General features: G+C 35.6%; 19 protein-coding genes. 5 read left to right on the forward strand and 14 right to left on the reverse strand.

Going from position 1 to position 23,618, the window contains the following annotated elements; genetic code table 11:
- Positions 1–2 precede the first annotated feature (2 nt).
- From A9G48_RS10090 to pgk, 14 genes are all read right to left on the reverse strand, one after another.
- Positions 3–956: a beta-ketoacyl-ACP synthase III gene (locus A9G48_RS10090; protein WP_034948189.1), complete on the reverse strand. Its 954-nt coding sequence runs from the start codon at positions 954–956 to the stop codon at positions 3–5.
- A gap of 4 nt (positions 957–960) precedes the next feature.
- Positions 961–2,007, reverse strand: coding sequence for a phosphate acyltransferase PlsX (gene plsX, locus A9G48_RS10095; protein ID WP_080715938.1), 1,047 nt, complete (start codon positions 2,005–2,007; stop codon positions 961–963).
- A gap of 33 nt (positions 2,008–2,040) precedes the next feature.
- Positions 2,041–2,208, reverse strand: coding sequence for a 50S ribosomal protein L32 (gene rpmF, locus A9G48_RS10100; RefSeq protein WP_025316508.1), 168 nt, complete (start codon positions 2,206–2,208; stop codon positions 2,041–2,043).
- A 4-nt stretch (positions 2,209–2,212) separates the two neighbouring features.
- Positions 2,213–2,722, reverse strand: a complete 510-nt coding sequence (gene yceD / locus A9G48_RS10105; protein WP_034948192.1) for a 23S rRNA accumulation protein YceD — start codon at positions 2,720–2,722, stop codon at positions 2,213–2,215.
- A 472-nt stretch (positions 2,723–3,194) separates the two neighbouring features.
- Entirely contained in the window at positions 3,195–4,118 is a 924-nt protein-coding gene (locus A9G48_RS10110; RefSeq protein ID WP_051825448.1) for a TPM domain-containing protein, read from the reverse strand.
- 5 nt (positions 4,119–4,123) lie between these two features.
- Positions 4,124–4,723 carry a LemA family protein gene (locus A9G48_RS10115; protein ID WP_034948195.1) on the reverse strand — a complete coding sequence of 200 codons (600 nt, stop codon included), beginning with the start codon at positions 4,721–4,723 and terminating at the stop codon, positions 4,124–4,126.
- Between the two features lie 722 nt (positions 4,724–5,445).
- Positions 5,446–9,663, reverse strand: a complete 4,218-nt coding sequence (gene rpoC, locus A9G48_RS10120; protein ID WP_034948198.1) for a DNA-directed RNA polymerase subunit beta' — start codon at positions 9,661–9,663, stop codon at positions 5,446–5,448.
- A 90-nt stretch (positions 9,664–9,753) separates the two neighbouring features.
- Positions 9,754–13,782 carry a DNA-directed RNA polymerase subunit beta gene (gene rpoB / locus A9G48_RS10125; RefSeq protein WP_034948201.1) on the reverse strand — a complete coding sequence of 1,343 codons (4,029 nt, stop codon included), beginning with the start codon at positions 13,780–13,782 and terminating at the stop codon, positions 9,754–9,756.
- 247 nt (positions 13,783–14,029) lie between these two features.
- Positions 14,030–14,398, reverse strand: coding sequence for a 50S ribosomal protein L7/L12 (rplL, locus tag A9G48_RS10130; protein ID WP_034948204.1), 369 nt, complete (start codon positions 14,396–14,398; stop codon positions 14,030–14,032).
- Positions 14,399–14,454: 56 nt separating this feature from the next.
- On the reverse strand, positions 14,455–14,952 hold the full coding sequence (rplJ, locus tag A9G48_RS10135) for a 50S ribosomal protein L10 (RefSeq protein WP_025316516.1): 498 nt from the start codon (positions 14,950–14,952) through the stop codon (positions 14,455–14,457).
- Between the two features lie 231 nt (positions 14,953–15,183).
- On the reverse strand, positions 15,184–15,885 hold the full coding sequence (gene rplA / locus A9G48_RS10140) for a 50S ribosomal protein L1 (protein WP_034948207.1): 702 nt from the start codon (positions 15,883–15,885) through the stop codon (positions 15,184–15,186).
- A 3-nt stretch (positions 15,886–15,888) separates the two neighbouring features.
- Positions 15,889–16,317 (reverse strand): 50S ribosomal protein L11, encoded by a 429-nt coding sequence (gene rplK, locus A9G48_RS10145; RefSeq protein WP_034948212.1) that lies wholly within the window; start codon positions 16,315–16,317, stop codon positions 15,889–15,891.
- A gap of 190 nt (positions 16,318–16,507) precedes the next feature.
- Positions 16,508–17,587 carry a class II fructose-bisphosphate aldolase gene (fbaA, locus tag A9G48_RS10150; RefSeq protein ID WP_034948216.1) on the reverse strand — a complete coding sequence of 360 codons (1,080 nt, stop codon included), beginning with the start codon at positions 17,585–17,587 and terminating at the stop codon, positions 16,508–16,510.
- Between the two features lie 73 nt (positions 17,588–17,660).
- Complete coding sequence (gene pgk, locus A9G48_RS10155) at positions 17,661–18,824, reverse strand: phosphoglycerate kinase (RefSeq protein WP_034948222.1); 1,164 nt, start codon at positions 18,822–18,824, stop codon at positions 17,661–17,663.
- A 224-nt stretch (positions 18,825–19,048) separates the two neighbouring features.
- Here pgk and rpsT point away from each other — a divergent pair, with 224 nt between their 5' ends.
- From rpsT to dauA, 5 genes are all read left to right on the forward strand, one after another.
- Positions 19,049–19,312 (forward strand): 30S ribosomal protein S20, encoded by a 264-nt coding sequence (gene rpsT / locus A9G48_RS10160; protein WP_034948227.1) that lies wholly within the window; start codon positions 19,049–19,051, stop codon positions 19,310–19,312.
- A 114-nt stretch (positions 19,313–19,426) separates the two neighbouring features.
- The gene (locus tag A9G48_RS10165) at positions 19,427–20,059 is read left to right on the forward strand and encodes an SPOR domain-containing protein (protein ID WP_034948230.1); all 633 of its coding nucleotides are present in this window, start codon (positions 19,427–19,429) and stop codon (positions 20,057–20,059) included.
- A 6-nt stretch (positions 20,060–20,065) separates the two neighbouring features.
- Positions 20,066–20,908: a virulence factor BrkB family protein gene (locus A9G48_RS10170; RefSeq protein ID WP_034948232.1), complete on the forward strand. Its 843-nt coding sequence runs from the start codon at positions 20,066–20,068 to the stop codon at positions 20,906–20,908.
- Positions 20,909–20,915: 7 nt separating this feature from the next.
- Positions 20,916–21,350 carry a D-aminoacyl-tRNA deacylase gene (dtd, locus tag A9G48_RS10175; protein ID WP_034948234.1) on the forward strand — a complete coding sequence of 145 codons (435 nt, stop codon included), beginning with the start codon at positions 20,916–20,918 and terminating at the stop codon, positions 21,348–21,350.
- 443 nt (positions 21,351–21,793) lie between these two features.
- Positions 21,794–23,467: a C4-dicarboxylic acid transporter DauA gene (gene dauA / locus A9G48_RS10180; RefSeq protein ID WP_034948237.1), complete on the forward strand. Its 1,674-nt coding sequence runs from the start codon at positions 21,794–21,796 to the stop codon at positions 23,465–23,467.
- Positions 23,468–23,618: the final 151 nt, after the last annotated feature.

Consider the following 23,618-nt stretch of genomic DNA (forward strand, 5'->3'; position numbering starts at 1 on the left):
AACTAAAATCTAACTAGCGCAGATCCCCAAACGAATCCACCACCAAATGCTTCTAATAAAATTAGGTGACCTCGTTGAATTCGTCCGTCTCTTACACCAACATCTAAAGCACAAGGCACAGAAGCAGCAGAAGTATTACCCTGCTTATCTAATGTGACAATAACCTTATTCATATCCATATCTAAGCGTTTTGCGGTTGCAGAAATAATTCTTAAATTAGCTTGGTGCGGCACTAACCAATCTAAATCTTCCTTATTAAACGTATTCTCAGCTAAAAGCTCGTCAACTAAATTTGACAATTCTTTAACCGCTATTTTAAATACTTCATTACCATGCATTGTCATATAAGCAGGATCATTCATATTACGACGATCAACATATGGGTATTTTAATAAATCTCCATAACGACCATCAGCATGAAGATGAGAAGCAATAATGCCGGGCTCTTCTGATGCGCCAACAACAACCGCCCCCGCCCCATCTCCAAAAATGATAATGGTGCTTCGATCGTTTAGATTAACACCTCGAGTTAACATATCAGAACCAACAACTAAAGCATATTTAATTGCACCACTTTTGACATATTTATCGGCAATATCAAGTGCATAAACAAATCCCGAGCAAGCGGCAGACACATCAAATGCAACAACATCACCAATGCCTAATTTGGCTTGTAATTCGGTTGCAGAACTTGGAAATGCATTGACTGAAGTTGCCGTTGCAACAATAATCATATCGATTTCTTCTTTATCGATATTAGCCATTTCAATTGCATTTATAGCAGCTTCATAAGCCATGCTTACTACAGTTTCATCTGGGCCTGCGATACGTCTTTCTTTAATACCAGTACGCGTAGTGATCCACTCATCGCTGGTATCGACCATTTTTTCAAGATCTGCATTAGTTCTTATCTGTTTTGGAAGATAACTCCCTGTTCCTAATATTTTTGTATACATCTAATTATTCACTCTTGGGTAGTGCAGAAGAAAGGCTAGTTGCAATCTTCTCAGGTATATTTGTTTGTATAGCCAAAATAGCTTGTTCTATTGCTGCATAAAATGATTTTTGATTGGCACTACCGTGACTTTTAATCACAATACTCCGAAGTCCAAGCAAGCAAGCTCCATTATATCGTCCCGGATCTAAATAACCAAAATTTTTTGCGATCTTTCTTTGTAGCCACTTACTGAATAAATTCGTTAATAATGAATGACGGTTAAGCGATAACTTAAAAGATGACATAAGAATTTTAATTAAACCTTCAACCGTTTTTAATGTCACATTACCTACAAAACCGTCACATACTAATACATCTGTTCTACCAGTTAAAAGCTCATTACCTTCTAAATAGCCAATATAATTAATTTGATTATTTGATTTCAATATAGAAGCTGCAGCTCTAATTTTATCCAAGCCTTTAACCTCTTCTTCCCCAATATTAAGTAATGCAACCCTAGGACGTTCAATCTTAAGCACTGTTTTAGCTAAGATCTCTCCCATTGTTGCAAATTGAACTAACATATCACTATCACATTCAGCATTAGCACCTAAATCTAAGACGACTGTATTTTGATTATTTAATGTGGGAATAATTGCAACTAAAGCGGGACGATCAATACCAGTTAAAGAATGTAACAATAACTTTGATAGCCCCATTAATGCTCCTGTATTACCTGCGCTGACGCATGCTTGAGCTTTATTATCTTTTACTAGTTCAAGAGCCATTCTCATTGATGAACTTTGGCTATGGCGAATAGCATAAGCAGGCTTCATATCATTAGCAATAATCGTAGTTGATTCAATCAAAATTAACCGCCGCTCTAATTGATATTGGGTGACAAGCTTTGTATTTTCTTTTGATAGAAATAGACTAACTTCTGCTGGATTACCCACCAGAAAAATAGAAAGGTTTGGATAATAATTTAGCGCTTCTATTGCAGCTGGAACAACAACACGAGGACCTAAGTCCCCGCTCATAGCATCTAACGCAATGGTTAGATTATCCAAAATATCACCTGAGGGTTTCTAATTAATGAGTAATTATTTAGAAATCACTTTACGACCACGATAATAACCATCAGCGGTCACGTGATGACGTAAATGTGTTTTTCCTGATTCATCAACTGAGATATTAGCAACAGTTAATGCATCATGAGAACGACGCATACCACGTTTTGCACGAGTTTTACGATTCTGTTGAACAGCCATGGATTTACCCCTTATTCTTTAAACTAACTAAAATTGCAAATGGATTTGGTTTTTCATTTTCAATTGGAATGTCGCCAAAAACCATATCTGCCTCTGACACTTCGCAGTGTTTACTATTATGTACCGGCACAATTGGCAACGAGAGAATAATTTCGTCCTCTAGTAACGCTAATATATCTACTTCGCCAAACTCGTTCATCAAAACGGGTTCATAATGTTCCGGCAGTGTCTCTGCATGAGTATCACTCTTAACAGGACTAAATTTATTCATCACATGAACTTCTGTGACAAAAGGTCTAAAACAACGTTGGCAAATTTGTTCTAACGTTATTTTTGCATCAATATTAATAACACAAATTCGTTGCTCATCAAAATCAAAAGATAAACTACACTCAATATTACTTTTCGGATTTTCAACCCTAGTTATTGCTTCATTCGGATAATATCCAATATAATCAAGCCTTTTCTGTGCTGCTTTAATCGGGTTAATTGTTAATGGCAATTTATTTTGCATAACCAATGCATATCTACCTAAATATTATTATGTGCTATCAAAAACAACACAATGCCGTAAGGCGCGCATATTACCTTTAAATCATGTTTTCGTCAATGGGCACACACAAGATAATTTACTTTAGTTATTGATTATTACATTAATATTTATTCCATTTTTATTATTTAATTTTCATAAAAACTCTAGAAAAGCTGGTACATCAATACAAAAATATTTATAATACAATAAGATGCCGCTATATCACTAATTACCAGCCGACCCAATAGCTTCATTCGCAGATGATGTTTAAGATTACTTTTTATGCTTAGCTTATTATTAATTCAAAAGTTTTACAGATTAATTCTCAGATTTATTAAAGTGCCCAAATCATTAAAATAAATTAATTAAAATGATATCTAAATGCTTTTTATAAGTTTTCTTACCCAGGTAATATTAGCTTGTATTTGAGAATTCAAACTTAACATGAGCTATATTACCAACGCCCCGAAGCCCCACCACCACCACTACGACCACCGCCGCCACCGCCAAATTTACCGAAACTACGGCTAGAACTGCGACTAGTACCAATACCACCACCTAAGCTTCCTCTAAAACCTCCGCCAGAATGACCATTAATAGCACCAGAAAAGTGAAGAGAAAAATAAATACTTATAAAAAAACAAGCTAATACTAATACAAAAGAAATAGAACAATCATTCCATAAAACAAAGCCGCTAGTAGATAGAGTATTTAATATTGCAGTTAAAAAAACTCGTTTGCCTAAAGTTGAAAAAACTAAACGAGAAAAGACAAAGCAAATAAAAAAAGAAGCTATTGCCCATCCAATAACTTTATTGCTTATGCTAATTAAATCATTGCCTTTATTGGCATTTGATTGAGTATCAGTTAATTGTTGTGACTTATTAAAGTGGCTATTGAAAACAGTTAATTTATTTTTTATCACAGTAATAGCATCACTAATTCCTTGATAATAGTTATTCTGTTTAAATTTCGGTGCTAATTGTTCCTGAATAATATGACTCGCTATTAAGTCAGTTATAGTGCCTTCTAGGCCATAGCCAACTTCAATACGCATTAACCTATCTTCTTTAACAATTAAAAGAAGTATGCCGTTATCAGCATCTTTTTTTCCAATTTTCCAATTGATAAAAACTCTATCTGCATACTGTTCAACAGTTTCATTACTAAGTTTAGCAATCATGAGCACTGCAATTTGTGCGCCATCGGTCCTTGATTGTTCAAATTCAATCAAACTCGATTCTAGCTCATTAAGTTGTGATTTGGTTAATGTATTGGTTATATCAACTACACGCTGATTAAAAATAGGAATAGTTGTTAGCGCAAAACTAGAACAATTAAAAATCAATAATAGACTAATTATGAGATATTTTTTCATTCGTTTTATTGTCCAAAATTGACAGTAGGCGGATCAGAAATTTGTTTTTCGTTTTCTGCCATAAACTGTTGTTTAGAATGTTGTCCTACCATATCTGCAATCCATTTAGTTGGTAATTGGCGGATTAGAATATTAAAATTCTTAACTGCTTCAATATAGCGTCCCCTTGCAACTGTTATGCGATTTTCTGTTCCCTCTAGTTGATTCATTAAATTTTGGTAAAGAGTATTAGCTTTAAGCTCTGGGTAATTTTCACTTACGGCAATAAGTCTACTTAACGCTGAGCTCAATTCAGATTGAGCTTGTTGGAATTTTGAAAATAAAGCTGGATCTGCCAACTGCTCTGCTGTTATTTGGATAGCGCCTACTTTTGCTCTAGCTTCAGTAACTTGAGTAAAAACGTCTTTTTCATGAGTAGTATATCCTTTAACTGTATTAGTTAAGTTAGGAACTAAATCAGCTCGACGCTTATATTGGTTGACGACTTCCGACCAAGTTGCTGCTACTTTTTCATCTTGCATTTGTATTTTGTTATAATTTGTAAAAAAGACAAATCCACTAATAATAAGCAGCGCAATAATAATGATTAATGATTTTGATTTCATCGTAAACCCTTATAACCAGTTGAAATTATGGATAGTTCAATGTGTTCAAGATTCATAAAAATAATATAATAATATAAGTTAGCTACCAATTCTATATTTATGATAATTTATATTTTAATCTATAAACAGACTAGTGTTACATGTATCAACAATAATAGGGTTCTTATAGAACATAAAAATGATTTTACGATTATGTCGGTTGTTCTAAGGCTTGCTAGTTCTTATTTTATATATAGCGTTGTCTTATGTAATAGCTTTTTTAGTAAAAGATACTTATTATTATCAAATTTATTGATTGATTATTGCTCATGGCACTGTTATTTTAATATGACATTATTGTTATTGGTTAATATTTTATAATTATAAAATACTTTCTAAACATTCTAATTTTGCTAGTTCACAATAAATATCTTAGTGGGTTAGTCTACTGTTGGTATTACTATGAGTATTTTTGAAATTGCCTGAATTGACTCAAGCTTCAGAATCAGTTTTTGTTTTCCACTAAACAAATGTTGAAAATAACATATAATTATCTTCTATTTTTCCTGTTAAAAAGCAAAAATGATTAAAACCTTTTATCTCACATTTAAATCACTGTCACCGATTACGCCATATCTCAATGAAGATATCTTCACTATCTGATTTAATTTTAAAACGATATTATTACATAAAAAAAATAGCACGTATGATTGCGTGCTATTTTAATAAATTAGTATTACTGACTATTGATTTTCTTCTGCAGAATTAAGTAGTTCAGCTAAGTTAGCTGTTGCTTCCTCTGCTGAAATTGTTGTTTGAATCTCATCAGTTGATGGCATTGCTCGTTTACGTAAACGTTCCTTATGGTAAGCATAACCTGTACCTGCTGGAATTAATCGGCCAACAATTACGTTTTCTTTTAAGCCACGTAATTCATCATTTTTACCAGCTACCGCAGCTTCAGTTAAGACGCGAGTTGTTTCTTGGAACGAAGCCGCAGAAATAAACGATTCAGTCGTTAACGAGGCTTTAGTAATACCTAGTAAGTCGTGTAAGTAAACAATTGGCTCTTTACCTTGTGCTTCAAGTTCACGGTTGATAATCTTCAAGCGTGAAACTTCAAGTTGTTCACCTTCAAGCAAGCGAGAACCACCTGGGCGAATAACTGTTGCTTTACGTAACATTTGACGTACGATAACTTCAATATGTTTATCGTTAATTTTTACACCTTGCAAACGATAAACTTCTTGAACTTCGTTTACAATATAACGAGTTACCGCATTAACACCACGTAGACGTAAAATATCATGAGCTGATTCAGGTCCATCAGAAATTACATCTCCACGACCAACTTGTTCGCCTTCAAAAACGTTAAGTTGACGCCATTTTGGAATCATTTCTTCATATGGTTCACTACCATCTAACGGAGTAATAATTAAGCGACGTTTACCTTTCGTTTCTTTACCAAATGAAATAATACCATCAATTTCAGCCAAAATAGCTGGTTCTTTTGGCTTACGTGCTTCAAATAAGTCAGCAACACGTGGTAAACCACCGGTAATATCTTTGGTTCCGACAGATGCTTGTGGAATACGAGCAAGTGTGTCACCAATATTGATTTCAGCACCATCTTCTAACTGGACTAATGCTTTACCTGGTAAAAAGTATTGCGCAAGCATTTCTGTACCAGCTAAATAGATATCATTACCTTTAGCATCCACAATTTTGATTGCTGGGCGCAGATCTTTACCCACACCAGTACGTTCAGCTACATCTAATATTGCAATAGATGATAAACCTGTTAATTCATCAGTTTGACGAGTAATAGTTTGTCCATCAATCATATCCACAAAACGAACAAAACCTTTTGCTTCAGAAATAACTGGCATTGTATGCGGATCCCAGTTAGCAACAGTTTCACCTGCATCAACTGCTACACCATTACCTTTGCTTAAAATCGAACCGTAAGGAACTTTATAGGTTTCTTTCATTCGACCTAAGTCATCAATAATGGTTAATTCAGCATTACGTGAAGTTATAACCAATTTCTTATCTGGATTAGTTACAAATTTAGCATTAGTTAATTTAATACTACCTTTGTTTTTAACTTGTACACTTGATTCAGCAGCTGCTCGCGATGCCGCTCCACCAATATGGAACGTACGCATGGTTAACTGAGTACCTGGTTCACCAATTGACTGCGCAGCAATAACGCCGATGGCTTCACCTTTGTTCACTAAGTGACCTCGAGCTAAGTCACGACCATAACATTTTGCACAAACACCGAAATCAGTATCACACGAAACCACAGAACGCACTTTTACACTATCAATCGATTCAGCTTCCAGTAAGTCACACTTACTTTCATCAAGTAATGTATTACGTGGAATTAAGATATCTGCACTACCTGGTTTTAATACATCTTCAGCTGTAACTCGACCTAATACACGCTCACGAAGTGGCTCTTTAACATCACCACCTTCGATAACTGGTGTCATAACCACACCTTCTAAGGTACCACAATCGTCTTCAATTACCACTAAATCTTGTGCAACATCAACTAGACGTCGAGTTAAGTAGCCTGAGTTTGCTGTTTTTAATGCGGTATCGGCAAGACCTTTACGCGCTCCATGAGTAGAAATAAAGTATTGAAGTACGTTTAACCCTTCACGGAAGTTTGCAGTGATAGGAGTTTCGATAATCGAACCATCTGGTTTTGCCATCAAACCACGCATACCTGCAAGCTGACGAATTTGAGCTGCGGAACCACGCGCACCTGAATCCGCCATCATATAGATACTATTGAAAGAAGATTGAGCTTCTTCTTCACCTTCACGGTTAATGACTTTTTCAGTTGATAAGTTATCCATCATCGCTTTAGCAACACGTTCATTAGCTGCTGCCCAAATATCAATAACTTTGTTATAACGTTCACCGGCTGTTACTAAACCTGATTGGAATTGCTCTTGTATTTCAGCAACTTCAATTTCGGCTTCATTGATGATTTGTATTTTCTTGGCAGGGATTTCCATATCATCAATACCAACTGACACACCTGAACGCGCAGCATATGCAAATCCTGTATACATAATTTGATCTGCTAAAATTACCGTTTCTTTCATACCTAATTGGCGATAGCAAATATTTAAAATCTTAGAGATTGCTTTTTTACCAAGCGGTTGATTGATAACTGAGAAGTTCATCCCTTTAGGCATGATTAACCACAAAATTGCTCGACCAACCGTTGTATCAATAAGTGAAGTCGTTTCTTTCCATTCTCCAACGTTATTGCATTGACTTTCAGTAATACGAACCTTAACCTTAGCATGTAATTCAACTAGACCTAAACGGTATAACTTTTCAGCTTCTTTAGGACCAGTTAATACCATTCCCTCACCTTTAGCATTAACTTTATCACGAGTCATATAGTAAAGACCTAAAACCACATCCTGTGAAGGAACGATGATAGGCTCACCACTCGCAGGTGAAAGGATATTGTTGGTTGACATCATTAATGCACGTGCTTCTAACTGTGCTTCTAACGTTAATGGAACGTGAACCGCCATTTGGTCACCATCAAAGTCAGCATTAAATGCTGCACAAACCAATGGGTGCAATTGAATTGCTTTACCTTCAATTAAAATCGGTTCAAATGCTTGAATACCTAATCTATGCAATGTTGGTGCACGATTTAATAATACTGGGTGTTCACGAATAACTTCATCTAAAATATCCCAAACAACTGCATCTTCACGCTCAACCATTTTCTTTGCTGCTTTAATGGTTGTTGCATAACCGCGACGTTCTAGTTTCCCGTAAATAAATGGTTTGAATAATTCAAGTGCCATTTTCTTCGGTAAACCACACTGATGCAAATGCAAGTATGGACCAACAGTAATTACAGAACGACCAGAATAATCAACACGTTTACCTAACAGATTTTGACGGAAACGACCTTGCTTACCTTTGATCATATCAGCAAGGGATTTTAATGGACGTTTGTTAGAACCCGTAATCGCTCGTCCACGGCGACCATTGTCTAATAATGCATCAACAGATTCTTGTAACATCCGTTTTTCATTACGTACAATGATATCTGGTGCTGCTAAATCCAATAAACGTTTTAAACGGTTATTACGATTAATCACTCGACGATAAAGGTCATTAAGATCTGACGTTGCAAAACGACCACCATCAAGTGGCACTAATGGACGTAAATCCGGCGGCAATACAGGTAATACATTTAGAATCATCCATTCAGGTTTATTTTCAGACTGAATAAATGCTTCAATAATTTTAATTCGTTTAGTTATTTTTTTGCGTTTAGTTTCTGAATTAGTCGTTGCTAATTCATCACGTAAAGCTTCACATTCTGCTTGAACATCAATATTTCGTAGTAGCTCTTGAATAGCTTCTGCGCCCATGCGAGCATCAAATTCGTCACCAAATTCTTCTAACGCATCTAAATATTGTTCTTCAGTTAAGATCTGACCACGTTCAAGATTTGTCATTCCTCCATCAAGAACCATAAATGATTCAAAATAAAGGACACGTTCAATATCACGAAGTGGCATATCAAGTAATAAACCAATACGAGATGGTAATGATTTTAAAAACCAAATATGAGCTGTAGGTGACGCAAGTTCAATATGTCCCATACGTTCACGACGTACTTTAGCTTGAGTTACTTCAACTCCACATTTTTCACAAATAACACCACGGTGTTTTAGACGTTTATATTTTCCACATAAACATTCATAATCTTTTACTGGTCCGAAAATACGTGCACAAAACAATCCATCACGTTCAGGTTTGAACGTACGATAATTGATTGTTTCAGGTTTTTTGACTTCACCAAAAGACCATGAGCGAATCATATCAGGAGAAGCAAGGCCTATCTTGATAGCATCAAAGTCTTCAGTTTTTGTTTGTGCTTTTAGAAACTTTAATAAGTCTTTCACAATTGACTCCTATGGAGTTAAACCAATTAGATAACTTATTATTACTAATAAGTTATCCCTATAAATAGAAATCATTTAAGTTAGCAAAAATTACTCTTCATCTAACTCTATATTTATACCTAGCGAACGAATCTCTTTTAATAGTACATTAAATGATTCTGGGATCGCAGGTTCCATACGATGATCACCATCTACAATATTTTTATACATTTTAGTTCGACCGTTTACGTCATCTGATTTAACAGTTAACATTTCTTGTAATGTATAAGCTGCACCATATGCTTCAAGTGCCCACACTTCCATCTCACCAAAACGTTGACCACCAAATTGAGCTTTACCACCCAATGGCTGTTGAGTAACCAGACTGTATGAACCAGTAGAACGAGCATGCATTTTGTCATCAACTAAGTGATTCAATTTGAGCATATACATATAACCTACAGTAACTGGACGTTCAAATTTTTCACCCGTACGACCATCATACAAAGTAATTTGACCAGAAGTTGGTAAGTCACCCAGCTCTAGTAATGCCTTAATTTCTTGCTCTTTAGCACCATCAAATACAGGTGTTGCTAATGGCATACCATTACGTAAATTTTGTGCTAAAGTCATCACTTCTTGATCAGTAAATTCTGCAACATTAACTTTTTGCGCAGCACCTAAACCAAGATCATACGCTTTTTGAATAAATTCACGTAATTTAGCTAATTCCTGCTGTTCTTTTAGCATAGCATCGATCTTCTGACCAATACCTTTAGCGGCCATACCCAAATGAGTTTCTAATATCTGTCCAATATTCATACGCGACGGAACACCTAGCGGATTCAATACGATATCAACTGGACGACCTTTTTCATCATATGGCATATCTTCAATTGGGTTAATTTTTGAAATAACCCCTTTGTTACCATGACGACCAGCCATCTTATCACCCGGCTGAATTTGACGTTTAACTGCCAAGTAAACTTTAACGATTTTAAGAACACCAGGCTGTAAATCATCACCTTGAGTGATCTTCATGCGTTTTGCTTCAAGTTTTTTGTTAAACTCTGTTTTGATTTCATCGTACTGTTCAGCCAACTGTTCTAATTGGGCTTGTTTATCTTCGTCTGCAATACCAATTGTTAACCATTTTTCATGTGGTAAAGTATCCAATTTATCAGCTTTGATCCCGCCTGAAATTAGTACCTCACGAATGCGAGCAAACAATGCAGCCTCTAAGATTTTAAGTTCTTCAGTTAAATCTTTTCTTGCCTGCTTAAGTTGCATCTCTTCAATTTCAAGCGCACGTTTATCTTTTTGTACGCCATCTCGAGTAAAGACTTGAACATCAATTACTGTACCTGAAACTCCATTTGGAACACGTAAAGAAGTATCTTTAACGTCAGAAGCTTTTTCACCAAAAATCGCACGAAGTAGTTTTTCTTCTGGGGTTAATTGTGTTTCGCCTTTTGGTGTTACTTTACCAACAAGAATATCACCACCTTTAACCTCAGCACCAATATATACAATCCCTGATTCATCAAGTTTAGATAATGCTGCTTCGCCTACATTTGGAATATCAGCAGTAATTTCTTCAGCACCTAATTTGGTGTCTCGAGAGATACAAGATAATTCTTGAATATGAATTGAAGTAAAACGGTCATCTTGTACCACTTTTTCAGAAACTAAAATAGAATCCTCGAAGTTATAACCATTCCATGGCATAAATGCCACTCGCATATTTTGACCTAATGCTAATTCACCTAAGTCTGTCGATGGACCGTCTGCAAGTACATCGCCACGTTCAACTTTTTCACCCAGTTCCACACATGGAATTTGGTTGATGCACGTATTTTGGTTAGAACGGGTATATTTAGTTAAGTTATAAATATCAATACCTGTTTCACCAGCATATATTTCATCAACATTAACATTAACAACAATACGAGAAGCATCAACATATTGAACTATACCACCACGACGAGCAACCGCTGTTACACCTGAGTCAACAGCTACTGCACGTTCCATACCAGTCCCAACAAACGGCTTTTCAGCTTTTAACGTTGGCACAGCTTGACGTTGCATGTTTGCCCCCATTAAAGCACGGTTCGCATCATCATGCTCTAAGAATGGAATTAATGAAGCACCAACCGATACAATTTGTTGAGTTGATACATCCATATAGTGAACTTGATCCGGGGTATATAATCCAGATTCACCATTTAAACGACAAGTCACTAATTCTTCTTTAAAACGGCCTGCATCATCTAGATTGGAGTTAGCCTGAGCAATAACAAACTCACTCTCATCAATCGCTGATAAATAGTTAATTTCATCAGTTACAACACCATCAATCACACGGCGATACGGTGTTTCTAAGAAGCCATACTCATTAGTCCGAGAATAAACTGCTAGCGAGTTAATCAAACCGATATTTGGACCTTCAGGTGTCTCAATCGGACAAACCCGACCATAGTGAGTAGGATGTACGTCACGAACTTCGAATCCTGCGCGCTCACGAGTTAAGCCACCAGGACCTAATGCAGAAATACGGCGTTTGTGTGTAATTTCCGACAATGGATTATTTTGATCCATGAATTGTGATAACTGGCTTGATCCAAAGAACTCACGAATCGCTGCTGAAATTGGTTTAGCATTAATCATATCTTGTGGCATTAGTGAATCAAGATCGCCTAATGATAAACGTTCTTTAACTGCTCGTTCTACACGAACTAGACCAATACGGAATTGGTTTTCAGCCATTTCACCCACACTACGTATACGGCGGTTGCCCAAATGATCAATATCATCCACGTCACCATGACCATTACGGATACTAATAAGCTTTTTCATAACATCGATGATATCATCTTTTGTTAAAACGCTTTCACCTTCAATATCGTCACGGCCTAAAGAACGGTTAAATTTCATCCTGCCAACAGCTGATAAATCATAACGTTCATCAGAGAAGAATAAATTATCGAATAGCGCTTCAGCAGCTTCTTTTGTTGGTGGTTCACCAGGGCGCATCATACGATAAATTTCAACTAGCGCACCTAGACGGTCACGAGTTGAATCAACATTCAGTGTTTCAGAAATAAATGAACCATGATCAAGGTCATTAGTAAATAATGTTTCAATTTTTTTGTGACCAGCATTAGTTAATTCTAGTAATAATTCTAATGAAATTGGTGTATTGGCAAAGGCAATAACTTCACCTGTCGCTTCATTAACATAATTTTTTGCAAGTACTTTGTTAACGATATATTCAACTGGCACATCAATTTTGCTAACTTTATCTTTTTCTAATTCACGAATGTGACGAGCTGTAATACGGCGCCCTTTTTCTACATAAGTTTTACCTTTTGCTTCAATATCAAAAAGTGCAGTTTCCCCACGTAAACGCTCAGGCACAAGATCCATTTTTAGTTTGGATTTGCCTACTTCAAAAAACGTTTTTTCGAAGAAGATATCTAAAATTTCTTCTGTTTCATAACCTAGCGCACGCAAAATTATTGTCGCTGGAAGTTTACGACGACGGTCAATACGAGCAAAAAGATTATCTTTTGGATCAAATTCAAAATCAAGCCAAGAGCCACGATAAGGAATAATCCGAGCATTATATAAAACTTTCCCAGAAGAGTGCGTTTTACCTTTATCACTGTCAAAGAACACACCAGGACTACGATGTAACTGTGAAACAATAACGCGTTCAGTACCATTGATCACAAATGTACCATTGTCTGTCATTAAAGGAATTTCACCCATATAGACGTCTTGTTCTTTAATATCTTTTACTGTTCCTTCTGGTGCATCTTTATCATAAATAACTAAACGTAATTTTACGCGCAATGGTGCTGAGTAAGTGATCCCTCTAATTTGACATTCTTTAACATCAAACACAGGTTCGCCCATTTTAAAGCTCACGTATTGTAACTCAGCGTTACCACTATAACTTTTTATCGGAAATATTGAACGAAAAGCGGCTTCTAAACCGTATTGGCCTTCAGGGTCTTGCTCAATAAATTTCTGGAACGAATCAAGTTGAATAGAAAGAAGATACGGTATATCCAAGACTTGTGGACGCTTACCAAAATTCTTACGAATTCGTTTTTTCTCGGTATAAGAGTAAACCATTAGTTCCTCAACTTGCTTATCTGCTATTTTTTTAGCATGATTAAATATTCATCAGGGTACTACTATTAAATAATAACGCCTGACACCTCATCGAAATATCTATAAATATCAATTGATTAGGCTTATTAGATATACTATTTCTTTATTGCTTTTTACTGATAGTCTTCAAATAAAATTCTTCAGATTGTTACAGCGCAAAAAGGCTGGAGGTAAAAACCCCCAGCCATTTAGCTTGCCATCGATTAATTTACTTAAGTTCGACAACTGCACCAGATTCTTCAAGTGACTTTTTAAGCTCTTCAGCATCAGCTTTACTAATACCTTCTTTAACTGTAGCTGGAGCTGATTCAACAAGATCTTTAGCTTCTTTTAAGCCTAAGCCTGTTGCACCACGAACTGCTTTGATAACAGCTACTTTGTTTGCACCAACATCTTTTAAGATTACATCAAACTCGGTTTTTTCTTCTGCTGCTTCAGCTGGACCTGCGGCAGCAACGGCAACAGCTGCTGCTGCAGAAACGCCAAACTTTTCTTCCATCATTGATACAAGTTCAACAACGTCCATTACAGACATTTCTGCGACTGCATCTAAAATTTGTTCTTTAGTGATAGACATAATATAGTTTCCCAAATTTACAATTTTAATTAATAAAATTCACAATCATAATGCAATTAAGCTGCTTCTTTTTGATCGCGAACTGCTGCAAGAGTACGAACCAATTTGCCAGCTGCGGCTTCTTTCATGGTTGACATCAAGCGAGCTAATGCTTCTTCATAGGTAGGTAATGTTGCTAAGCGATCAATGTTCGCTGCAGTAATTAACTCACCTTCAAAGGCTGCGGCTTTAATCTCAAATTTATCATTTTCCTTAGCAAACGCTTTAAAAATACGTGCTGCAGCACCTGGGTGCTCATTTGAAAATGCAATTAGAGTAGGACCAACAAACGTATCTTTTAAGCACTCATATTGAGTGCCCTCAACAACACGGCGTAATAGCGTATTACGAACAACACGCATATAGACACCAGCTTCACGAGCAGATTTACGTAATGCAGTCATTTTTTCTACAGTTACGCCACGAGAATCAGCAACAACTGCAGATAGCGCACCTTTGGCGATTTCATTAACTTCAGCAACAATCTCTTGTTTATTTTGAAGATTTAGTGCCATTGGTTTTGCTCCTGGATTAAAACTAGGCAAAGCCTAGACTTATTTAAACTAACTACACATGTAGTTAGCACAACCACGATGAGCAGAATCCTTCTATTATATCTATCAGGTTCTGTCACCGTCTACGTAGGAAAATTAAGCAATTAAATATCAATTACACCTACGGTCTTGGACGGGGTCTGGTTAAGGCCAGACACCAACCGATTTTTCACTATCTAATCAAAAAGATAATTAAACAGTTGTACTCAATGTTGTTTGATCTATGGTAACACCAGCACCCATTGTAGTAGAAAGACTAACTTTTTTCACAAACACACCTTTAGAAGATGCCGGTTTTGCACGTTTTAAGGCAACAAGTATTGCTTCTAAATTTTCTTTAAGTTTATCTGCATCAAAATCAGCTTTACCAATTGTAGTGTGAATAATACCATTTTTATCATTACGGTAACGAATTTGACCAGCTTTAGCATTTTTAACAGCTTCTGCAACGTTAGGTGTTACAGTGCCGACTTTAGGGTTTGGCATTAAACCACGTGGTCCTAAAATTTGACCTAACTGACCAACAACTCGCATAGCATCTGGTGAAGCAATAACCACATCAAAGTTCATTTCGCCTTTTTTAATTTGATCTGCAAGATCATCCATGCCTACTAATTCAGCACCGGCTTCTCTAGCTGCTTCAGCGTTTGCTCCTTGAGTAAATACAGCAACTCGAACACTACGCCCTGTCCCATGAGGCAACACTATAGCACCACGAACATTTTGATCTGATTTACGTGAATCAATACCCAAATTAACCGCAACATCGACGCTTTCGGTAAATTTAGCTGTAGCCAACTCTTTTAACAAAGCAATCGCTTCATTAATTTCATATTGTTTGGTTGCATTCACTTTTTCGCGGATAAGTTTAGCTTTTTTAGATAATTTAGCCATGAATTAACCCTCCACTTCCAGACCCATTGAACGCGCTGTTCCTTCGATAGAACGCATCATCGTTTCAATGGTAGAACCATTCATATCTGCAGCCTTTAATTCAGCAATTTCACGAATTTGAGTGCTTGTAACTTTACCTACTTTTTTCTTATTAGGCTCACCAGAACCTGACTTAATTTTAGCAGCTTTCTTTAATAAAACAGCTGCAGGAGGAGTTTTAGTTACAAATGTAAATGAACGGTCAGAATACACAGAAATTACTACTGGTATAGGTAAACCTTTTTCCATACTTTCTGTTTTAGCATTAAACGCTTTACAGAATTCCATGATATTTACACCATGTTGACCAAGTGCCGGACCAACTGGTGGACTTGGATTAGCTGCACCAGCTGCTACTTGCAACTTGATGTAAGCTTGTACTTTTTTTGCCATTTTAGTTTCCTTTTCTCGGGTACAAACGCCTCTTCTATTAATAAATTACTAATAAACAGACAGCTCCCCTAAGTTAAATGAGGGCGAAATTATCCTACAACTAATAAATAAATGCAAGCCCTATTTATTAGCAATCAAAAATATAAGCAGGAAAAATTGCCCTGCTTATATTAAAAAAATTAAATAATGTTTAAAGCACATCAATAGCATTAAGTTCTTTAAATGCAAGTTCTAAACGAGCAACTAATGAATCTTGCCCTTTGCGTAACCATACTCGTGGATCGTAATATTTTTTATTTGGGGCATCAACACCTTCTGGGTTACCTAATTGACCCTGTAAGTAAGCTTCATTTGCTTTGTAGTAATTTAAAATACCAGACCAGTTAGCCCATTGGGTATCTGTATCAATATTCATTTTAATTACACCATAACTTACTGCTTCAGCAATTTCTTCTGACGTAGAACCTGATCCACCATGAAATACAAAGTTTAATGATTTGGCTGGTAAATTATATTTTTCAGATACATATTTTTGTGAGTTATCTAAAATTTTGGGGGTCAATTTTACATTACCTGGTTTATAAACTCCATGCACATTACCAAATGAAGCTGCAATAGTAAACCTAGGACTGATAGCACTTAAACGTTCATAAGCATAAGCCACATCTTCTGGTTGCGTATAAAGTGCTGAACTATCCATATGGCTATTGTCAACACCATCTTCTTCACCACCTGTACATCCTAACTCTAACTCTAAAGTCATTTTCATTGCTGACATACGAGCAAGATATTGGCAACAAATATCAATATTATCTTTTAATGATTCTTCTGAAAGGTCAATCATATGAGAAGAAAATAAAGGTTTACCTGTTTTTGCAAAATGAGTTTCGCCAGCATCAAGTAATCCATCAACCCATGGAAGTAATTTTTTAGCACAATGATCAGTATGAACAATAACTGGAACACCATATTTTTCAGCCATAAGATGAACATGCTTTGCACCAGAAATAGCACCCAATACAGCACATTCTTGACCTTCTAATTTTAAACCTTTGCCAGCAATAAATTGAGATCCACCATTAGAGAATTGAACAATAACAGGAGAACCTACTTTTGCTGCTGTTTCAATAACAGCATTAATAGTATTCGTATCAACACAGTTAACCGCAGGTAATGCAAAATTATTTTCGCGAGCGATTTGAAATACTTTTTGAACATCATCACCAGTGACAACACCAGGTTTAACAACATCAGAAATCTTAGTAACCATTTTATTACCTATAAATTTATTTATAAAAATTAAAGGATGAGTAGTTGCCTCATCCTTTTACTAAACTCAAATACTACGCTTTTGCTCTAGCTTCTAACATCGCAACAGCGGGGAGCTTTTTACCTTCAACGAACTCAAGGAAGGCTCCCCCACCAGTTGAAATATAAGAGATTTTATCCTCAATATCAAATAGATCAATTGCAGCTAATGTATCACCTCCACCTGCGATTGAAAAACCTTCGCTATCGGCAATTGCTTTAGCTACAATTTCAGTACCACGACGGAAATTAGGGAATTCAAAAACACCCACTGGGCCATTCCATAAAATGGTTTTAGCATTTTTGATCATATTTGCTAATACTTCTGCTGATTTATCACCTAAATCAAGGATTTGTTCATTTTCTTTAACTTCTTTAACTGATTTCTCGGTCGCTGTTGCTGCTTCACTAAATTCAGTGGCAACGCGAACATCGGTTGGAACGGGTATTTCACAACTACTCATTAATTTTTTAGCTTCTGGAATTAAATCTGCTTCATAAAGAGATTTACCTACATTATAACCTTCAGCAGCAATAAAAGTATTCGCAATACCACCACCGACAATAATTTGATCAGCAATCTTTGATAAAGAATCAAGTACAGTTAATTTTGTTGATACTTTAGAACCTGCAACGATAGCAACCATTGGTCTTGCTGGGTTATCTAAAGCTTTACCTAACGCATCAAGTTCAGCTGCTAATAATGGACCAGCACAAGCAATTGGAGCAAATTTACCAGCGCCATGAGTGGAAGCTTGAGCTCGGTGAGCTGTACCAAACGCATCCATCACATAAATATCACAAAGTGCTGCGTATTTTTTAGACAAAGATTCATCATCTTTACCTTCACCAATATTAAAACGAACATTTTCAAGAACCACCAATTCGCCTTCTTTAACATCTACGCCATTAAGATAATCTTTTACTAAACGAACAGGGAATGATACATGTTCTTTTAAATAATCAACAACAGGCTGTAAAGAAAACTCTGGATTATACTCTCCTTCTGTCGGGCGACCAATATGAGAAGTAACCATTACTTTAGCACCTTTTCTAATGGCCTCTTCTATAGTTGGCAATGATGCTTTAATACGCGCATCGGAAGTTACCTTACCATTTTTGACTGGCACATTAAGATCTGAGCGAATAAATAAGCGTTTTCCTTTTAGATCTAGATCTTGCATTCTAATAATAGACATGAGACTTCCTCTTATAAAATATAAATAAAATAAAATTTAAACTATTTTAACATAAAAATTCTTTCTAAGTTATAGTGATTATTGTTCAAATAGTAAACATTTGTTATGCATATAAAATTTATAAATCGCAATTTTTTATTTAACAGCATTGACAATTGGCAGAAAATCAGGCATATTTTGCCGCCTTATTAATATGTAATTTTATTTAATCTTGGGAGTTGACTTTGGCTAATATCAAATCAGCTAAGAAACGTGCGGTTCAATCTGAAAAGCGCCGTAAACATAATGCTAGTAACCGTTCAATGATGCGTACTTATGTTAAAAAAGTTTACGCGGCTGTTGCAGCTGGTGATAAACAAACAGCTGAAGTAGCATTCAAAGACATGCAAGCAGTTGTTGACCGTCAAGCGGCTCGTGGCTTAATTCACAAAAATAAAGCTGCACGCCATAAAGCGAATTTAATAAAACAGATTAAAGCATTAGCTTAATACTTTATTCTGTTAATTGTTGTATTTCTAATAAAATAAAAAAAGTGGTGAAAGCCACTTTTTTTATTTGTATACTGAACTGTAATTCAATACTAATAAAAAAGAGAGTAGATTGTGGCGCAGCGTGACTATGTTAGAAAAAAGAGCCAACCTAAAAAAAATAAATCACAGCTCATGCCTAAACTTATGGTATTTATGACAATTATTCTTATTACTTTATTTTCTGCTATCCTTTACTTTGTTTCTAACAATAAACCTAATAAAGCAATTGCACAATCCATAAGCAAAACCAACCCACCAGCAATAACTCTTCCTGAACAACCTCAAGAGCGTTGGGCATATCTCAAAGCATTAGAAACACCAAATGCAAGCTCTGGACAATTTGCCAATTCTACTGCTAATGAACGACAACAAATTTTGAAAAGTTTTGCCAATAACTCAAAAATAACTACAGAATCACCATCTAATACTTTATTGCCAGAAAGAACAAATCTGACAAAGTCAACATCATCTACAAATTCCCAAATGGCATCAAAATGGATACTACAATGTGGTGCATTTAAAGAAAAATCAAATGCTGATACATTAAGAGCACGGCTTGCTATGGCTGGTATAAATAGTAATATCTCTTCAGAAAAATTATATCGCGTCACTGCAGGACCGTACACAAGCAGGGATGATGCAAATAATGCACTGATTTTATTAAAAAATAATATAACCACTAATTGTATCATTGCTAACCAATAAAAAACCATGAAAATATTTAAGCTGATAAAAATCTTCTCAAAAATGTTGTGGTTGCGAATCAATCAAGATCGTTTAACTACTTCTTCAGCTAGCCTCGCTTATACTACAATACTAGCATTGGTTCCACTTATCACCGTTATTTTTTCCTTGTTATCTGCCTTTCCAATGTTTGATGAAATTAGCTTATCGTTAAAGCGAGTAATTTATAGTAATCTAGTACCTACAGCAAGCGATATCATTCAAAATTATCTCGAACAATTCATTGCTAATACAAAAAAAATGACCTTTTTCGGTATTATAGGGTTGATTATCACGTCATTATTACTCATCAACTCAATAAATACCACTCTAAATCATATTTGGAAAACTAAACGCAAACGCTCATTTATGTATAATCTAACAATGTACTGGACAATATTGACCTTAGGACCTATTTTAGCTGGATCAAGTGTGGTGGTAAGTTCCTATATATTTTCTCCGCAATGGATTTCAACAGCTGCCACAGGGAATATAATGCTTAGCGCTTTACCATTTATAATATCAATAATTGGATTTTGGCTATTGTATAGCATTATACCCACTGAATCAGTACCTCTTAAAGAATCGCTCATTGGAGCAATAGTCGCAGCAATATTATTTGAGTTAGGTAAACGAGCATTTGCGCTTTATGTAAGTTCATTTCCAACTTATCAACTTATCTATGGTGTCGTATCAACAATTCCCATTATGTTAGCATGGATCTACTGCTCTTGGTGTATTGTATTATTTGGCGCTGAATTTGCTGCAACCTTAACAGATTATAATCGCCAAAAAAAACAAATGTCTAATAATCAATCTCTATTGGAGTAACTATTTTATGATTGCCTTAATTCAACGTGTTAAACAAGCTTCTGTATCGGTCGATAATCAGGTTATTGGACGTATTAATCATGGTTTATTGATCTTACTTGGCATAGAACAAGATGATAATCAACAAAAGGCAATCAGATTATGTGAAAAAGTACTTGGTTATCGTATTTTTAACGACAATAACGGAAAAATGAATTTGAATGTAAAACAAGCAAACGGCGAAGTATTAATCGTATCCCAATTTACGCTAGCAGCAGATACCCAAAAAGGTATGCGTCCTAGCTTTACAAAAGGAGCCAAACCCGATGAAGCCAATAAACTTTATCAAATTTTTTCCGAGCTATGTGAAAAACAAATCAAAACAGCAACAGGACAATTTGCTGCCAATATGCAAGTATCATTGATAAATGACGGCCCAGTCACTTTTTGGTTGCAAGTTTAAAAATAACTAAAACAGCCTGCTAATTAAAATAATTAATACCAACTGAGTAGGTTATTAAAGTTAAGTAAATAAGTATTCATTCCTCATTTATCCAATTACGAAATTTTAAACGTCTCCACAGTAGATTGATTATGAATCTAAATCCCAACCCATTTAGTTTATCAACATAATTTTTCCTACATCGATTAATTGATTTTATTTATTTGCTAATCACAAAATATTATAAGTAATATCTTCATGCTCTAATTTAAGCAATGGTAAGAATGTAAAACTAAATACAACTCAAAAATATAAAGGTCTCATCATTAAATTGACAACATCACAATTTGGCAAAAAATATTTTTCTTTTTGTGAAAAAAGAATTACCTTAAAAACTCGTTTTCAATTTCCGCAAAAAAGATTATCTTATTAAGTATTTCAAATAACCTCTGTTAATTAAAATAATGAAATTATATGGTCTTTCTGGCACTAAAATTAGTTGTGCATTTATATCTTCTTGCCTAATTAACCCTTACAATACATCACGTTTTCTTAAAGATTTAATTGCAGGCATAACCGTAGGTATTATAGCTATACCATTAGCAATGGCATTAGCAATCGCTAGTGGCGTCCCCCCACAGCATGGCCTATATACTGCAATTATATCGGGCTTCATAATTGCATTAACGGGAGGTTCGAAGTTTAGTGTTTCTGGTCCTACTGCAGCCTTTGTGGTTATTTTATACCCTGTATCATTACAATATGGGTTATCAGGGTTACTTATTGCAACATTACTGTCTGGCATATTCCTTGTATTAATGGGATTGATACGATTAGGTAGATTAATTGAATATATTCCATTACCCGTTGTATTAGGTTTTACTTCAGGCATTGCCATCACTATCGCAACCATGCAAATTAAAGATTTTTTTGGTTTAACACTTGAGCACATGCCAGAAAGTTATATTGGTAAAGTTATGGAACTAGCTAAAACACTACCAACTATTAATATTGCTGACACTATAGTCGGTGTAATAACACTGATTGTATTAATTGTATGGCCAAAACTTAATCTTAAAATATCCGGTCATCTACCGGCACTGGTTGCGGGCATTGCTGTCATGTTTATTTTTAATCAATTTGGCTATCAAATTGAAACGATTGGTTCACGATTTATCTATACACTATCTGATAATACCATAGGGCATGGTATCCCATCAATGCTACCAGAATTTTCTTTACCGTGGCTTCATACTGAATTTAACTGGGATTGGTCAACAATCACCGCCTTATTACCAATTTCGCTAACTATGGCAATGTTATGTGCTATTGAGTCGTTACTTTGTGCTGTGGTATTAGATGAAATGACACACACTAAACATCACTCAAATAGCGAACTTATTGGTCAAGGTTTAGGAAATATTATTGCACCATTTTTTGGCGGAATTTCAGCAACAGCAGCGATTGCACGGTCGGCGGCAAATGTCAAAGCTGGGGCGACTTCGCCTATTGCTGCTGTTTTGCATTCTTTAGTTGTTTTACTTGCGCTGATTTGCTTTGCACCAGCATTATCATTTATTCCGCTTTCTGCTATGGCTGCACTGTTGCTTATTGTGGCATGGAATATGAGTGCTGTTCAACGCGTCATTTATATTATCAAATGCGCTCCTAAAGATGATATTTTAATTATGCTAATTTGCATGTCGCTAACAGTACTATTTGATATGGTGATTGCAATTACACTTGGAATTGTACTTGCCTCAATTTTATTTATGCGCCGTATCGCACGCATGACTCGCTTAGTTGAACTCAATCGCAGTAACGATAGAACCTTAGCACTACGCATTAATGGACCACTGTTTTTTGCTGCGGCCGAACGCACATTTTTAGAAATTTATCAAAAGATTAATGGATATGAACATATAGTGCTGCAATGGGATGCAGTACCTATTCTTGATGCAGGTGGGCTCAATGCTTTAATACATTTTATAGATGAATTACCTGAACATGTTGACCTATCAATTTGTGAGTTACAGTTTCAGCCATTAAAAACATTAGCTCGCGCAAAAATTGCTCCAATTTCTAACAAATTAATGTTCTACTCAACGCTAGACGAAGCACTGAAAGATAAAGATTAATTCTAAAATTAGTTTTATTATATTAACTATTTTATATGCACGGTAAAAGTTGGGATAAACATAATTACTGTGCAATAAATTGTACCTTCACTACCTTTCTTTTCATTTACTAAATCACCATTGACAAACTATGAGTCTTAAAAGTGGTTTT

Origin of the sequence: Gilliamella sp. wkB18 (assembly GCF_001690875.1) — a bacterium.
Lineage (GTDB): Bacteria > Pseudomonadota > Gammaproteobacteria > Enterobacterales > Orbaceae > Gilliamella > Gilliamella apicola_A.

What these genes read in the sequence shown, in the direction of transcription:
- dtd (WP_034948234.1), top strand. Translation starts at nt 20,916, where the DNA reads ATGATTGCCTTAATTCAACGTGTTAAACAAGCTTCTGTATCGGTCGAT.
- dauA (WP_034948237.1), top strand. Translation starts at nt 21,794, where the DNA reads ATGAAATTATATGGTCTTTCTGGCACTAAAATTAGTTGTGCATTTATA.
- yceD (WP_034948192.1), bottom strand. Translation starts at nt 2,722, where the DNA reads ATGCAAAATAAATTGCCATTAACAATTAACCCGATTAAAGCAGCACAG.
- A9G48_RS10170 (WP_034948232.1), top strand. Translation starts at nt 20,066, where the DNA reads ATGAAAATATTTAAGCTGATAAAAATCTTCTCAAAAATGTTGTGGTTG.
- pgk (WP_034948222.1), bottom strand. Translation starts at nt 18,824, where the DNA reads ATGTCTATTATTAGAATGCAAGATCTAGATCTAAAAGGAAAACGCTTA.
- rplK (WP_034948212.1), bottom strand. Translation starts at nt 16,317, where the DNA reads ATGGCAAAAAAAGTACAAGCTTACATCAAGTTGCAAGTAGCAGCTGGT.
- fbaA (WP_034948216.1), bottom strand. Translation starts at nt 17,587, where the DNA reads ATGGTTACTAAGATTTCTGATGTTGTTAAACCTGGTGTTGTCACTGGT.
- A9G48_RS10110 (WP_051825448.1), bottom strand. Translation starts at nt 4,118, where the DNA reads ATGAAAAAATATCTCATAATTAGTCTATTATTGATTTTTAATTGTTCT.
- rplA (WP_034948207.1), bottom strand. Translation starts at nt 15,885, where the DNA reads ATGGCTAAATTATCTAAAAAAGCTAAACTTATCCGCGAAAAAGTGAAT.
- rplL (WP_034948204.1), bottom strand. Translation starts at nt 14,398, where the DNA reads ATGTCTATCACTAAAGAACAAATTTTAGATGCAGTCGCAGAAATGTCT.
- A9G48_RS10090 (WP_034948189.1), bottom strand. Translation starts at nt 956, where the DNA reads ATGTATACAAAAATATTAGGAACAGGGAGTTATCTTCCAAAACAGATA.
- rplJ (WP_025316516.1), bottom strand. Translation starts at nt 14,952, where the DNA reads ATGGCACTAAATCTTCAAAATAAACAAGAGATTGTTGCTGAAGTTAAT.
- A9G48_RS10115 (WP_034948195.1), bottom strand. Translation starts at nt 4,723, where the DNA reads ATGAAATCAAAATCATTAATCATTATTATTGCGCTGCTTATTATTAGT.
- rpoB (WP_034948201.1), bottom strand. Translation starts at nt 13,782, where the DNA reads ATGGTTTACTCTTATACCGAGAAAAAACGAATTCGTAAGAATTTTGGT.
- rpmF (WP_025316508.1), bottom strand. Translation starts at nt 2,208, where the DNA reads ATGGCTGTTCAACAGAATCGTAAAACTCGTGCAAAACGTGGTATGCGT.